The organism is Enterobacter sp. ECC-019 (assembly GCF_043974075.1).
Classification (GTDB): Bacteria; Pseudomonadota; Gammaproteobacteria; order Enterobacterales; family Enterobacteriaceae; genus Enterobacter; species Enterobacter asburiae_D.
In genome coordinates, this window is sequence record NZ_CP143759.1 from 4,331,903 (window position 1) to 4,345,007 (window position 13,105).

The 13,105-nt window shown below is 52.8% G+C and carries 16 protein-coding genes; all 16 read right to left on the reverse strand.

Annotated elements, in window-relative coordinates:
* Positions 1–11: 11 nt before the first annotated feature.
* A complete protein-coding gene (locus V1566_RS20505) occupies positions 12–953 on the reverse strand; it encodes a DUF2184 domain-containing protein (RefSeq protein WP_058690847.1) in 942 nt (313 codons plus the stop codon).
* Positions 954–966: 13 nt separating this feature from the next.
* A complete protein-coding gene (locus V1566_RS20510; RefSeq protein ID WP_199557761.1) occupies positions 967–1,461 on the reverse strand; it encodes a hypothetical protein in 495 nt (164 codons plus the stop codon).
* A gap of 3 nt (positions 1,462–1,464) precedes the next feature.
* Positions 1,465–2,667, reverse strand: a complete 1,203-nt coding sequence (locus V1566_RS20515; protein WP_199557762.1) for a DUF2213 domain-containing protein — start codon at positions 2,665–2,667, stop codon at positions 1,465–1,467.
* 261 nt (positions 2,668–2,928) lie between these two features.
* Positions 2,929–3,462 (reverse strand): phage minor head protein, encoded by a 534-nt coding sequence (locus V1566_RS20520; protein WP_199557966.1) that lies wholly within the window; start codon positions 3,460–3,462, stop codon positions 2,929–2,931.
* Between the two features lie 70 nt (positions 3,463–3,532).
* Complete coding sequence (locus V1566_RS20525) at positions 3,533–4,984, reverse strand: DUF1073 domain-containing protein (RefSeq protein ID WP_199557763.1); 1,452 nt, start codon at positions 4,982–4,984, stop codon at positions 3,533–3,535.
* A gap of 5 nt (positions 4,985–4,989) precedes the next feature.
* A complete protein-coding gene (locus tag V1566_RS20530; RefSeq protein WP_395304472.1) occupies positions 4,990–6,603 on the reverse strand; it encodes a TerL protein in 1,614 nt (537 codons plus the stop codon).
* A gap of 198 nt (positions 6,604–6,801) precedes the next feature.
* Positions 6,802–7,404, reverse strand: coding sequence for a hypothetical protein (locus V1566_RS20535; protein ID WP_395304473.1), 603 nt, complete (start codon positions 7,402–7,404; stop codon positions 6,802–6,804).
* Between the two features lie 246 nt (positions 7,405–7,650).
* Positions 7,651–8,658: a tyrosine-type recombinase/integrase gene (locus tag V1566_RS20540; protein ID WP_248202821.1), complete on the reverse strand. Its 1,008-nt coding sequence runs from the start codon at positions 8,656–8,658 to the stop codon at positions 7,651–7,653.
* 64 nt (positions 8,659–8,722) lie between these two features.
* A complete protein-coding gene (locus V1566_RS20545) occupies positions 8,723–8,905 on the reverse strand; it encodes a hypothetical protein (protein WP_063931084.1) in 183 nt (60 codons plus the stop codon).
* Positions 8,905–9,333, reverse strand: coding sequence for a hypothetical protein (locus V1566_RS20550; protein WP_023344738.1), 429 nt, complete (start codon positions 9,331–9,333; stop codon positions 8,905–8,907). Before V1566_RS20550 ends, V1566_RS20545 begins: the two co-directional genes overlap by 1 nt.
* Positions 9,334–9,468: 135 nt before the next feature.
* A complete protein-coding gene (locus V1566_RS20555; protein ID WP_135494744.1) occupies positions 9,469–10,020 on the reverse strand; it encodes a hypothetical protein in 552 nt (183 codons plus the stop codon).
* The gene (locus V1566_RS20560) at positions 10,017–10,547 is read right to left on the reverse strand and encodes a lysozyme (protein WP_084832871.1); all 531 of its coding nucleotides are present in this window, start codon (positions 10,545–10,547) and stop codon (positions 10,017–10,019) included. Before V1566_RS20560 ends, V1566_RS20555 begins: the two co-directional genes overlap by 4 nt.
* Positions 10,525–10,845, reverse strand: coding sequence for a hypothetical protein (locus V1566_RS20565; protein WP_060569213.1), 321 nt, complete (start codon positions 10,843–10,845; stop codon positions 10,525–10,527). Before V1566_RS20565 ends, V1566_RS20560 begins: the two co-directional genes overlap by 23 nt.
* Positions 10,846–10,888: 43 nt before the next feature.
* Positions 10,889–11,503, reverse strand: a complete 615-nt coding sequence (locus tag V1566_RS20570) for a methyltransferase domain-containing protein (protein WP_395304474.1) — start codon at positions 11,501–11,503, stop codon at positions 10,889–10,891.
* Complete coding sequence (locus V1566_RS20575) at positions 11,409–12,350, reverse strand: hypothetical protein (RefSeq protein ID WP_395304475.1); 942 nt, start codon at positions 12,348–12,350, stop codon at positions 11,409–11,411. Before V1566_RS20575 ends, V1566_RS20570 begins: the two co-directional genes overlap by 95 nt.
* Positions 12,344–12,895 carry a hypothetical protein gene (locus V1566_RS20580; RefSeq protein ID WP_395304476.1) on the reverse strand — a complete coding sequence of 184 codons (552 nt, stop codon included), beginning with the start codon at positions 12,893–12,895 and terminating at the stop codon, positions 12,344–12,346. Before V1566_RS20580 ends, V1566_RS20575 begins: the two co-directional genes overlap by 7 nt.
* Positions 12,896–13,105: the final 210 nt, after the last annotated feature.

A 13,105-nucleotide genomic window follows, 5' to 3' on the forward strand; every position in this document is an offset into this window, starting at 1 on the left:
GGGCTACTGGCTTAAATGCCGTCCATGTAGTTAAGGGTTTCCGGATAGACCGGTTCAACAGCACCCAGCTTTCCGTAGTAGGTTACGAGCTGGTAGATGCCGCGATACTGGATCGGCACGCTCTGCAGGGGAACCATAGGGAAGCGCACAAACTTTTTATCGTTCGTGTATGCGACCATACGATCTTTGTTTGCAACGCCACGGCCGATGGCCCATTTCACAGGGCGGATGTTCAGCGGCTTGCCGTTCTGGTGGAAAGCAATTGTGTTGGTTTCCAGATAGGTCAGCAGTGACTGATTACCTGCAGATGAAACGATAGTGCTTGCCAGGAAAGAATATTGGTCTGGCGGGATTAGCAAGTCTTCCGGGACTTTTGAATATGCGGAACGGGTCCACGCATTGCTCAGTACCTGGTTAATACTGGCGCGGATTTCGTCAGGGGTAGAAGTCGCCCAAGTTTTCGCCGCGTTCGTTGGGGTTACCTGAGACAGGTTCAAAAGCCCCTTTGCACCTTTTGCAGCGTCTCCGATATACACCTGCTCATCCGTGTCCATGTTCCATTTGAGCTGCATGCCATCGTACTTCTGGGTGTCAATCGGACGGCCAACCTGAGCGGCGGCGGCGAGTTCAACCACGGTCCAGCCCAGCTCCATCCCCCACAGTTCCAGAGGAAAGCCTGTTTTTGTGATATCGACATTCAGCCCGGAGATGGCAGTAGCTAACTGGTTGATCCAGTTCTTACCGTTTGCATTCGGAGAGCCAGCGGCCGCAAACGTGGTGTTGGTGAAAGAGCTCATCTCATCCGCGATAGAAACATCTTCACGCAGTTCGATATCGCGGCTCCACGTCTGGGAGGTCAGCGGCAGGTTCAGCGTCTGGTCGAGTCGCTCCAGCTCGTGAACCAGAAAAGCACCAGTGCTGTCGACTGTTGCCTGATCAAAGGTCATTGGCATTTGTCATGCTCCCTTAAATGTTATATGCCAGTTCAATGTTGCCGTCGGCGTCGCCGGGACCATTGAAATAGGCGTTGGTGATCTGAACGGTGTTTGTATCGTCCGCAGCCGCGAGGAAAGCGCCCAGCGGGCTTGCTGCGGTCGGAGTGCCGACGCGCATAAATACCGGGGCATAGAGAGCAACAGCAGAGGCGTCACCACCGATATTGACCGTGACATAACCGCGTTTCAGGTTGTCGCCGGCAAAGTTGTAGCCGGTGCCAACCTGGCGAATCTTGTCGGGCTGCGAAGCCGTCGGATAAGGGCGAACAAAAATCCCCGCCATTACTGTCACCGGGTCGGCTGCCTCGATGGGAACAAACTTACCCCCGACAATCTTCCCGCCCAGCCCATACGCCGGGAACGGTTTAGTTGCATCGAGAATATGCGGTTCTACGGTTAAATCCTGTGGGCGTGAAATACCCCCGGCAATGCCCGCAGGCATCCGGTAAAGAATGGTGTTAGCCATGTTTTAGCCTCGTTTAGCCCAGAGTTCTTTCGCGGCTTTATTGATTTCCGCGATAGATTTTGTGGTGTTGGTGGTCATCGTGCGGAAACTGTCGACAGTCTGCGCTGCGGTATTGCGGTTTTTAGCCAGCTCAGACACGGCGTTAAACGCCATATCTACGGTGGCTTTTTTCAGGCCGGCGACATCCGCATCGCCAACGATGGAACGAACCAGCGCCTGATCGGCAGAAGCCAGAACCTGACGTTTAAACGCAGTTGGTTTCGCCTTCGTCGGGAGTTGGATGCCTGGCTGAATCAGATCTGCACGATAAGCAGCATCGCCAGTAACTGCCCCCTCCTCCTCACCTTTTTCGTCTTCATCTTCATCAACCGTCGCTGGATTGGATGGGGTGAGTTTTGCCACGGCCTCAATGAGCGCTTTACCCCACGCAGGGATATCTTCTTGCGCATCAGTCGTGACAGGCAGCGTTGGCGCAGGCATAGGGTTTTGAGGTGAGAGGTTGATAACCACCCCCCCAGGGGTCATGGATGACGTTACATCGTCGTTATCACCAGTCATATTTTCTGGTGGGTTATCGATCAAGTTCGCCATTTCGGCGGCGTCGTTGGTTTTACGGGCCTTTAAAAGCCGGGTAAACCAGTTTTTAGTAGTGCTCGGCATAGCGTCTCCCAGTGCACAACGTGAACCAGCCCGCCCGTTAGGGACTAAGGCCAGGTGATTACCGGTGATCGCATACTGCTCTGCGACACCCGGCGAGATTTGACGGTAGTCGGCGTCATAGCCGCAACTAACCTCATCGTCTCCGTCTTCAACCGCCTGAATAGCTTCCGGCGTCTTGACGATGACATCAGCCAGCAGCAGATCAGAGTTTGCCCCCTCTCCGCGTCTGACATTCTGAATGTGACCGTTTGCCAGCCTGCGCCAGTTTTCCGGCGTGACAAAAATGATGTTGCCGCCGAAGTCTTTCGGGTGGCCTATAGTGACGTTCATCCCCTCGAACGACGCGATAGTGCGTTCACTAAATACCTCTTCAGGCGTTCGGCGGACAACAATCAGCCCGTCGCTGTCAGGGGTTAATTCAGGCAGCTCTTGCGCGCCATAAACCTGTTCTCCGGTTCGCCCGATAGGTACGTCTTTGAAAAGAATCGAACCATCGGCCAATTGAAAACGGGAGTTCCCAAGGCGGGTTTTAAAGAAATATTTCATGGGTTACCTGCTTGATTACGGGCAACAAAAAAGCCGCTCAATGGCGACCTTGTGAGATGGGAAAAATGTTTGAAATAACGGTCTATTTAACATAAGGGTTCTTACCCGCACCGACGAAAATGGACTCGATTAAAATGTCCCCCTAAAGCCGTAAAAGTAGCGATTAACTGGGCTGAAAATCGGTCTTTTCGAATACAACATTTTCATAACATTTCGCTGGTATTGCAGTTCGCATGAAATGAATGCTCAAAGCCGTATTTTTCATTTTCTCGGTGCAGGAATCTGTACTTCAGGCCAGCATTTGCAGTTCGGCAGACATCCGGCGTGTCCGGTCATACCGTCCAGCGTCGGCGGGTTATCCCAGCGCACAAATTTATCTTTCATCTTGCGGTGAGAATCGCGCGTTCCAGCCCCCTCGATACGCCACCAGTAGCCCTCTGATCCAACCGAAAGGGCTCTAGCCTGCGTCAGCGCGCCGGTAGCTCGTCCAATCTCTGTACGGGCAATCAGCTGCGCCCTGCTGGCGGCCACGTCACCGGAGGCCATGATCATCTCGTAGAGCTCGTCCGGACGTTCGCCAGTGATAACCGCCTGCATTGCACGCTGTTGTATGTCCATCACGCGATCGGCAGCTTCCAGCGGCAGGGACTTCATCAGCTGAATCTGGCGATACACTATATCCTGCGCCACCTGCCCGACAAGGGTATTACCCACCACATCGCGCAGGCCAGCGCCGATTTCCTCTGATACCGATCGCCACTGATTCCACTCTTCGCGCTCGACCTGGGCAAACATTTTGCGCCCGACCATTTCCGCCCAGTCACCGATGACGTCCGAATAGTCCACTAGCATCTGCGCAATGCCGTCAGCGCTTGCCTTTGAACCATCGTAAGAACCATCCACTATCTGCCCGATCTGATTTGCTATCGCCAACAGGCTTTTGCGGTACTGTATTTCCGAACGGCGGCGGAGGGCTGGTTTCAGATTCATCCTCCGACCACTGGGCCTTCGCATGGTCAATATCCTCGTCGGTAATGGATGCACCGATGCCCGTTACACGCGCCGTTTCCCTGAGGTCGGTTAATGCGGCTGCCGGAGGCATCCCTAGCTCACGCACAGCGGTCGCCAGTGCGGTGGTGGTGTTGGTTGCCACCGTTGAACGGTCAACGTCTGACATCTGCCAGAGAGGGTTAAACTCGAACGTAAAATCGTCCGGCAGCGGCTCCCCAAACTCTGAGCGGTGAAGCACGTCATAGAGCAGACGAACTGGGCCACGTAGCGTATTTTCCTGCGCGGCACCGACGTCATCGTAGTAGTTCGCCAGATCCGAATCGCCCGTTGAAAACCCTTTCGGCGACTGGCGAAAAAGGCGAACCAGCGGAATGCCGACGGCTCCAGCAATATCCTCCTTGAACTCGCTCAGCAGATCAGATAACCCGGCGAACGAGTAGGAGTGAGTGTCGAAGGTATCTTCAGCATCAAAGAGAGACATCCCTTCATTAGTCTGGAACTGGCGCACCATGTCCATTTGTTTGAGCAGCGCTTCGTATGGTTTTCCACCCATAGCAATAATTTTGCGCAGTTCCTTGATTTTTGCCGTGCGCAGATGCGCTTTGTAAGCGAGCTGTGCCGCACCAACACTCGTACTGTCATACGATGTCAGGCGGTCGAAGATACGCTCTACAACGGACATTCCCCACTCGTTTTCTGTTAGAGCTTGCTGGTACGGTAGGGTTATCCCATCCATACGAATCAGCCGGCTGTAATTCACCGTCCAGGGGGGAATACCCTGTGCAGAAGTAACGATTTCGTAAGTTTCTGGTTTACCAAGCTCAGGCCCGAGTGTCTTGATGCGTCGCCCGAGATTAGGGTTAATCATCCAACGATCGAGAACAGCGAGGCCTTTAAAGCTGCCTTTTCCCACTTTATCCAGCACCAGAGGCGTCAGAGGTGCCTGACCCTCAATGAGGATTAGTCCAACGGCACCACCATACAGCCTGGACCATTTCAGTATCAGGTTCAGCCTTTCCCAGAGTTTTAGCTCTTCGAATCTGGCCTCCAGAATCCCCCGCCTCTTTGGGTCAATTTCGCTGGTTATTCTGGCACCTTTTTTTGTCATATCGTCGGGCTTTGCATCAACAGCTGCGCCGATGATCCACGAAGAACGATACGCCCATTCCAACAGCAGACGATTGCGGCTGGTGTAATTAGCTCGATAAGTTGACGCTGCATGCTGATTTGGCTGCTGCATGCCAACTCGCGCGACAAAGTTATCGTAAGAGTCGGCTGTGGCGACTCTTCCTGTTTTTTTCGCCATAGCTTTTATGCTCCGAGCTTAGACCAGATATCGAGAGAGGAATCCATCGGCGCGTAGTTAATCATCACGGCGTCGGCGAGGTTCGGCGATTTTGTACCTTCCGGCTGTTTATCCACGAGGATTTTACCCACGGGGTTTTTCGACCATGTAGGCTGTGAAAGCTCCATCAGCAGGCGGTCAATATTTTCTATCTCGCTGCTTATCGAAATGATTTCGTCGGGGTTGTAGTCCATCCCGTTCAGCGCGCGAAAGGTGTTACGAAAAAGCTTGCGAAGATGCCACCAGCTCTGTGCTTTCGCGTTCGCGAAGAAGTCTTTATTCAGGCGCGCCGCTTTACCGTTATCACCAGGAACGGCTTCATCTTCCGGATCGAATACGCTACCGCTACCACGGAAAGGCGTAGCTGTGATTGTCCCCCGGCCTTCAGCCTGCCTGAGCTCGTTTATCACGCGAGCATCGCCACGCGCACCAGCACCCAGACCGTCCTCATCGAAACGGAACTCATCCAGACCGTAATCGTCACAGTACCCAAACGATTTAACGACAGAGGCGTAGATGTCGCTGCCAATGCCAGACCATTCGTGAACGTTCTGCAGAAGGAAGCCATAGCGGCAAGAAAAGCCGTTTTTGTCTTTCCCTTCGTCTGCGATATCCATTGCGCCGAGGCGCTGGCCGCTGGGCTGAATACCCAGTTTGATATGCGCGTCGACGGCAGCCTGTACCCATTCAGAAGGAATGAGAATCCCCTCTGTGGATGCGCTGTAGTTCAGGTCCAGTTCCTGAGCAACGATAATCGGGTCATCAATTTTCAAACATTCGTTGCGGTACCACTCATCATCCTTGCGCGGGTCGCTGCGCCAGTGGAACGTAAACACAGGGATATTTCCGCTGTGGCGCTTACGGGCAAACGGGTTATTCATGCCGTTGACGGATGAGAGGTCTATACGGCAGCGGGTCGTCTGAGAGAGCGCAGCGTCGATGAGTAATGGCCGTTTAAGGAATGCCGACTCATCCACGAAATAAAGCGTGGTACGGTCACCACGGCCAATGTTATCGCCAGCCTCTCCCTTGATGATCGCCCCTGATTCCGGAAATTCCACCTCCATGAATCTGGAGTGCTTTTTTTCATTCCAGCCACCGCGAAACTCTACCGGGAGCAATTCAATAAATTTTCTTGCTTTCCAGAAAAGTGATTTTGGGTCGCTCGTGGAATCCACGTACATCTCTTTACGGCTACCAAAACCAATCACCATATCTTTGTTAAACAGACACAGGGAGCAGGCAAGGCCGACAGAAGTCCAGCTCAGCCCCATTTCACGGCTTTTCTCTGTAAGCCCGTTTTCACGATTTCCGCGTCTGTCCATGATCCAGTTAATCCATTCCTCCTGGCGGGGGAACAGCAAAAACGGGATGGTGGCAGGCAGGCCATAATCGAGGTTACGCGGGTCCGTCGTCATGCCCCAGTCGATGATGAACTGGGCCGGGTTAGTGCGGTAAAACTCACGGAGTGCCGGAAGCATTTCAGGCGCTTTCCTGATCCGCTCCAGCCTCTCCATTCTCCACTCAAACACGGCGGTATAGTCCGGTTTGCGGAAGTCAAAGGGGAACGGGATCGGCACAGAAAAATTCCTCAAAAACGCCCCGATTTAACATAATGGTCGTTACCCGCACTGGCGCAACAGCACCCATCACGCAAACGGCGTGAAGCCTGTGTTTTGAACAGAAAAGTGGTCAAATCGGGATGAATAAAACGTGCATAAAACGGGTCAAAAAGTGCATAGCGTTTTTACGGTTCGAAACGCCTGTTTTTGCAATTTTCAGCCCAGGTATTTTTTGTAGATATCTGCTGCTTCCTGCGGGGTCAGGTTCGCCGCGTCGGCTTTGGCTGCCTCGTCCATATTGTTGAACGGTTCGAAAATTTTCGGTGCTCCCAGCTCCATAAGCAGGGTTGCCGGAACTTTTACCCCCTCAGCCTCAAGCAGCTGCGCCGCCTCCAGCGCGTTGTATTTCCCGGCCACCTTGTGCTTCATCACCTCACGAAGCACATCACGCTGACGGTCTTCTTCCCCATAAACACTGCGGCCGAGTCCAAGAGCTTTGGCAAACACCGCAACATCATTGTGCGTTGGTAAAACATCCTCGACGGTTGTTTTCAGTCCATCCGAGGATTTGGTGACAATCTTTCGCTTGCGAACGTCCAGGCTTTTAGCTGCAACGTTGTTAATTTTTTCCATCAGAACTTCGCGAGCCTCGGTAAAGGCACGATTAAAGTCGGCATGTTCCTTGCGCCAGTTGCGGATAGTCGCCTCGTCAATTTCCAGTCGCTGGGCGACCATACGGTTTGAGATCTTGTTACGGGCCAAAGCCATATCAATAACGATACCGACGTAGGCCTTCTTAAAGCTATTTTTACGGGCCATACGCTTACCTGAAATCGAGTGCTGTTCATATTTTGTTCAAAATCATTTTTCCGCATTTTGTGTGCGGAATAATTCTGAGAAAAAATCTGCTCCGAGGCCGCAAGCCTTCTGGGTTTGAGTGCGGAATTAAAAACGTCAAAAAATGCGGAGTTATCGATTTTCCGTAAAAACTGCGATTTGATGCCCGGAGGCCGCGCAGAATGGGGAGATAGTGGATCGCCCTAATATTTCCACTATGTGGATAACTCAGTCGTCCAAATCCATCTCCACCACTTCACCGAAAAGGTGACCGTAAACGTCCATTGTGGTTTTGATGTTCGAATGCCCAATAAGTCGGGAAACCTTCAGAATATCGACGCCTTTGTTTGCCAGGCGAGATACAGCAAAGTGGCGAAGATGATGGAATCGTTTAATGCCATAGTCGTTCAGGGTTCTGACGAGAACGCCCTGAGTGCCGTAGCTGGTAGCGAGGCATGCGCCGGTAAACTGGTTGCAGATAAGAGGCTCAGAGGTACCGAGTTTACTTTTATCCAGCAACGCGAAAAGCTCACGCGGCATCCGTACACGGCGCTCCACTCCTCTTTTCAGCCCCTCATGTATAACGCCGTCAACAACATGTCCCCGGATGTCGATCCAGTCGGCTGACACGTCGTTATAAGTAATCGCCAGAGCCTCACCGATGCGCAGGCCACAAATCCCGAGCCAGCACGCGATACGCTCACGAACTGGCGCGTTATTCAGTAGCTCTCTGACCGATGATGATGGCGGTATGGTGATGGGTCGACGCTTCCGGCGCGCGGGACGGTCAACAGGGTTAAAAGTGATGAGCCGCTTTTCCACCAGCAGGAAGAAAGCCGAACGAATCCAGCGATGGCAGCCGGTGCGAACCGAATCAACGATATCACGATGGCTGATATGGAGAATATTTTTTTCCAGTATCGGCCCGTCTACAGCGAGAAGATCGTGACGGCATTTCGTATATGACGACAGCCGTATAATATTTTTTTCCAGCTTGCCGGCCTGATACCCCAGATAAAACAGAATTAACTTTCGGAAAGTCCAGGAATGGTCTATTCCGGTCCAGCTGGCGGTTCGACAATCCAGCTCGATATTCTGTTTTTGCCAGAAAAGATGTGCAGCATCATCAATATTCTTAAAAATGCGGCGGCGTCCATGACCGGATTTTTCATCCTTCCAGTGGACGTAATATTTTGATTGTCCATTGGCATCAGTGGATTCTTTTATCGAAGCCATACTGAACAATCCTCACTCAAAAAACATTATCAAAGCCACTCGGTGAATGGCTTTTGTAATGAATTTATCGGACCAGCGTTACTTTCGTTTTTGTAAACCGGCGCACCAGTCGAGCGGCTTCACGCTGGAGCTCGCCTTCGATCTGAGGAGTAAGTGGCTTACGTGCATATTTCCGGCTTATTTCTTCAATCACCTGGTTTATTTGCTCATTACTCGGCGGGATTACTTCGACATTTAAGCGAGCCATCAAGCCACCTCTTTTTCGGTTAGTTTCTCGACCTTATCACGAGCAAGTGAACAGCACAGGCGCACAAACAATGACGCTATTACGTAGGCTACCGCTGTAAACACCCACCCACCGTATGCAAGCATGGAAGCCCCCAGCACCAGGCAGAACCATCCCCATACTCTCGCTATTGCGTTCTTGCGCTTAGCAAAGCGTTCAAGGTATTCAATACCCTCCCGCCGGGACTTATCATCCTTTGAATACTCGACACCAAACGTAATAATGAGAGCTAACAAACCAACTACCGCGCCAAGCAATACGATCACCCAGTAGGCGGCGGCAACAACTCTCAATAAAGAACCGGCACCTGTAGTAACAGCAAAAAGCAAAGCGGCGAGCAGCGCGTAAAAAGTTATTTTTGTTGCTGCATCAGTGAAAAATTTCTTCATTGCGTTTCCTTTAAGGTGTGAGCCTGTCGTACAGGAGCAACGCCCGAGAGAGGTCGCCACCTTTAACGATGCTCCTCAGGCTCACTACTGAAAGACTCTCTGAAATGCGCGTACGAGGCGCAGAAAAAAGCCCCGCTATTGCGAGGCTCTGGTTTTCTCTATTTCACGTATCCCAGCCAGCTGGTTATTCGCTTTTTCGATAGCGGCCAGCAGCGGCTTGATCCAGAGAACAGCTTGGCAATACGTCAGCGCGCTGGTGGTAGTGGCGCTATCACCGGCTGCGTCAGCGTCCCCGGAATCGGTGTGCACTGCGCTGGCACGTAAACTGTTCGCGTAGCTGAGCAGCCCACCAGCGACATCAGCAGGAACAGGCAGATCACAGGTTTTTTCACGGCGGAGGATCTCCCGATACTCGATAACGGTTTTATCGGAGCTGGCATCAATCAGCGAGTTTAGTCGGCTGGCGTTTTCGGCAACCTGGTTAAACCGGTTGAAGTTGAAAGCCTGAGCAGCGATAACCGTCCCCTGCAGGGCGTTGTCACTGCGCAGAACGCCGTTATCACTCTTCAGCGTAGCTACGTCAGAGCGGCTGTTTGCCAGCAGGACACACAGCACGGCGACTACTGCAATGACGGCCACCAGCAGTATCAGACGCCATGAGGCTTTGATATCGGCTATGGTGATCATTTCAGACCGTCCAGACAGAGAGCTTCCTCTTTACCTGCGCGAGTAACCAACCCAGGAAGAACCCGGCCGCCACCGTAAACCCAGCGAGGAAATTGGTAGCACGCCGCCTTAAGGTCACCTTTTCGGAACAGGGAGAACATTGTCGAGCTCCGCATATTGCCGCACCCAGCACGGAACGTGACCGATACTACAGCGCTGAAAGTATCATCAGACAGATTTCTGCCGTTGGCGTACCGGTTAACACAGGATTCAGCATCGAGGATATTTTTTTCCCATTCCGCCGCGATCTGCTGGTCGTTTTTAACTGTGCCGGGTTTAACCCCGTGGGTGTTGCCCATGCCATCAGTGAGCACACCAGCCGGGCAAATATAAGGATCTCGACGACATGATTCCGCGTTGCCGATGAGTTCAAGACCGCGCTCATTGGTCCGAACATGCCCAGCGTTGAGCACTATTGCGATAATCGTAGCTACCGAGCAAACAATTCCGGCAGCTCCACTTTTCTTACTCAGTTTCAACTGTGCCACTAGAAATTCTCCGCATAGCCTCCGTTACCACCTCGGCGGTAGCCGGACGATCGGAGTGTGGTTTTTTACCTACATCTGATAAGTAGTTCGCCAGCAGTTGGGTTCTTTTCCTTTCCTCTGCCATGCGCTCACGCTCTTCTTTGCGCTTTGCGTAGTAGGTTTTTATCGTGAAAAATGCCGATACAAGGGCACCGATAATAAATACGTAATCCTGTAGGCTGAGCAAAGAGAACACCCCTAAAGCAGCCGACCACCAATACGGTAAGTCGTGTCCATTTGTTGGGTTCATACGTTGCATTCCACACCTCCGGGTTCGGGGTGCTGTGTGATGAAATGGGAAATTAAATTCTGCGGAAAGCGTACGAAGCGACGCCCTTACGCCCTAACTGGCATTCGATTGTGTTTTGCTCTGCGCAGGTATAGCCCTGCTCTGCAAACCAGCGCCTGATACCTTCATCAGTGAAATACCAGATGTGCTCGTTCTTTCTGAAATGATGGGAGCGGAGAATGTCTCCGGCATCAGTGAAAATCGGGATCGACACGAAAACGTATTCACTGGCCTGCTGTACCGCCAGCTCCGGCTCGTCGATGTGTTCCAGTACATCCCACATCGTCAGTGCTCGCCACTTATTGGCGTAGAGATCTGCGAATGCGCCCCGCTCGTTCAGCCAGGCAATACCGGCCGGATTAACGTCATACCCAAGCGTTCCCGGTCGGGTAGAGACGAACTGACCGGCACCGATACCAACGTCGAGAACAGGGCCGTGAAAATGGCGCTCCACCAGCTCAATACGGGATTGCGTTAAAGCTCTGCCCGTTTCGGTGTCGGCCAGCAGCTGATACTTCGCAAAATACTGCTCGTCATACGGGCGTGACGCAGGAACCGGGTAACGTCCGATCCCCAGCTCCGGTAAAAATACCAGACCGCTTTCCAGTTCCTGATAAAACGACTTCATGGAGCCAGGCCTCGAATTTATCGGAGAAATTTGAAATCCGCTTGTCGCAGTGGTGATCCCATGCTTCACAGCGGCAGTAATTGTCGGGAATTGCCCAGCCAACACGAGAAAGGTCCATCGCCGGATCGGTTACGATTTCCGGGGCGTTGTGACCTCCTCGCCCACCAGCGACAACGTACACCGGCGTTTTATAGGCAATAGCAGCAGGAAGCGCCCAGCCCACCGGCGTAACCACCACGGCGGCATGCTCAATCAGGCGCATCAGCGATTTGAAGTTGAGCTGGCCGGAGTGCATGCGCAGATCTGCTTCGGGAAGTTCGCCGACGGCCCACTCCTCCCCTTCCTGCAGGTCAGCCACGCTGATTACGCAGAAATGCTTTCTCAGTAGCCGTGATGCCTGCAACAGGTAATCCGGATCAGGATTACGGGAGTCGCTGCGCCATTCACTGCGAACAGTAGCCGGACGAATTACCGCGATCGGCTTTTCAGACGTAAATTCAGCGGGTCCGTAAGAGGGCAAGTCGAGTTCTGACGGCTCGGAGCCAAACTGCTGGCGCATCGCGTCAAATATTGAACCGCGCCGTAGATGATCCGGACCGTAGAAAATCCGTTTTGTCTGGCGCATATCTGGCGGCAGGTGAAAAGCGGCCTGCGTCCGGTACTCGTTTTTGCGCTGCGTGCGGAGCGTTGTAAAACTGCGAACAGGCAGAACGGGCAAATCTTCATACAGTTCGGGCCAGGCGGTCCGGATATAAGTACCGGCGGGCAACTGCTTAACGAAAGCGCGCTGGTAGATGTTGTCACCCATGCCCAGCATGCCTTCAATGAATAGAGGAACGTTTAACATGCTACCTCGCGTAAAGCCTCATTGAGGCCGAGACGCCGGAAGCACTTAAGCGCTGTCTGGCGGCTACTGTTGATGATATTCACCTTACCGGTCAGCGCTCTGGCGGTATTGGCAAACTCCCCGCGCCATCGCGTAACACTCTCTGCTGTAGGATTATCCAGCCCGACGTGATCACCATGCCAGTGACTACCGCCATTAATGGAGCAGTCAAACCCTAACAGGATGATGTTTTTCGCCCCCTGGCTGGCAGCAAACAGAATCGAGCGCTGCCCGGAGTTGAAGGCCCACCGGGTATCTGTATCAAACAGATTTAGCCCATAGCGTTTATGAGCCCGGTAATTACAGGTCCAGCGAGAGGCTGAGGACGGCAGAACATCGATGTTTGCATCCCACCAGCGCAGATCACCCGCGTAAATGTATTCACAATCAGGCACGGCTCGCCAGGTGGAGTTAACAGCAATAACCGGCAGCCCCGATCCGGAGATCAGTTCGCAATCTGATTTAGTGAGAGACGGGCCGGACGCACAAATGATGAATGTTGTCATTCGTGTTGACCTGATTCGGGAGTAATTGGTTACGGTTGCCGATGCTTATCTTCGGCTTGTCTCTGAGGACTGCAATTAACCGTAACGGGGAGAGCACTGAGCCTACTGTGACGGGTTATCGTCACTCTTACCCCCGAAGGGTGGCCCTCGACGCAGAACGCCCATAAGCCCAATGCTCTTCCCTGTTACGGCCATAAAAAAACCCGCTCG

Bases quoted from the DNA above. Each gene is read 5' to 3' on its own strand.
- V1566_RS20505 (WP_058690847.1), bottom strand. From the start codon at position 953: ATGCCAATGACCTTTGATCAGGCAACAGTCGACAGCACTGGTGCTTTT.
- V1566_RS20510 (WP_199557761.1), bottom strand. From the start codon at position 1,461: ATGGCTAACACCATTCTTTACCGGATGCCTGCGGGCATTGCCGGGGGT.
- V1566_RS20515 (WP_199557762.1), bottom strand. From the start codon at position 2,667: ATGAAATATTTCTTTAAAACCCGCCTTGGGAACTCCCGTTTTCAATTG.
- V1566_RS20520 (WP_199557966.1), bottom strand. From the start codon at position 3,462: ATGTTTGCCCAGGTCGAGCGCGAAGAGTGGAATCAGTGGCGATCGGTA.
- V1566_RS20525 (WP_199557763.1), bottom strand. From the start codon at position 4,984: ATGGCGAAAAAAACAGGAAGAGTCGCCACAGCCGACTCTTACGATAAC.
- V1566_RS20535 (WP_395304473.1), bottom strand. From the start codon at position 7,404: ATGGCCCGTAAAAATAGCTTTAAGAAGGCCTACGTCGGTATCGTTATT.
- V1566_RS20540 (WP_248202821.1), bottom strand. From the start codon at position 8,658: ATGGCTTCGATAAAAGAATCCACTGATGCCAATGGACAATCAAAATAT.
- V1566_RS20545 (WP_063931084.1), bottom strand. From the start codon at position 8,905: ATGGCTCGCTTAAATGTCGAAGTAATCCCGCCGAGTAATGAGCAAATA.
- V1566_RS20550 (WP_023344738.1), bottom strand. From the start codon at position 9,333: ATGAAGAAATTTTTCACTGATGCAGCAACAAAAATAACTTTTTACGCG.
- V1566_RS20555 (WP_135494744.1), bottom strand. From the start codon at position 10,020: ATGATCACCATAGCCGATATCAAAGCCTCATGGCGTCTGATACTGCTG.
- V1566_RS20565 (WP_060569213.1), bottom strand. From the start codon at position 10,845: ATGCAACGTATGAACCCAACAAATGGACACGACTTACCGTATTGGTGG.
- V1566_RS20570 (WP_395304474.1), bottom strand. From the start codon at position 11,503: ATGAAGTCGTTTTATCAGGAACTGGAAAGCGGTCTGGTATTTTTACCG.
- V1566_RS20575 (WP_395304475.1), bottom strand. From the start codon at position 12,350: ATGTTAAACGTTCCTCTATTCATTGAAGGCATGCTGGGCATGGGTGAC.
- V1566_RS20580 (WP_395304476.1), bottom strand. From the start codon at position 12,895: ATGACAACATTCATCATTTGTGCGTCCGGCCCGTCTCTCACTAAATCA.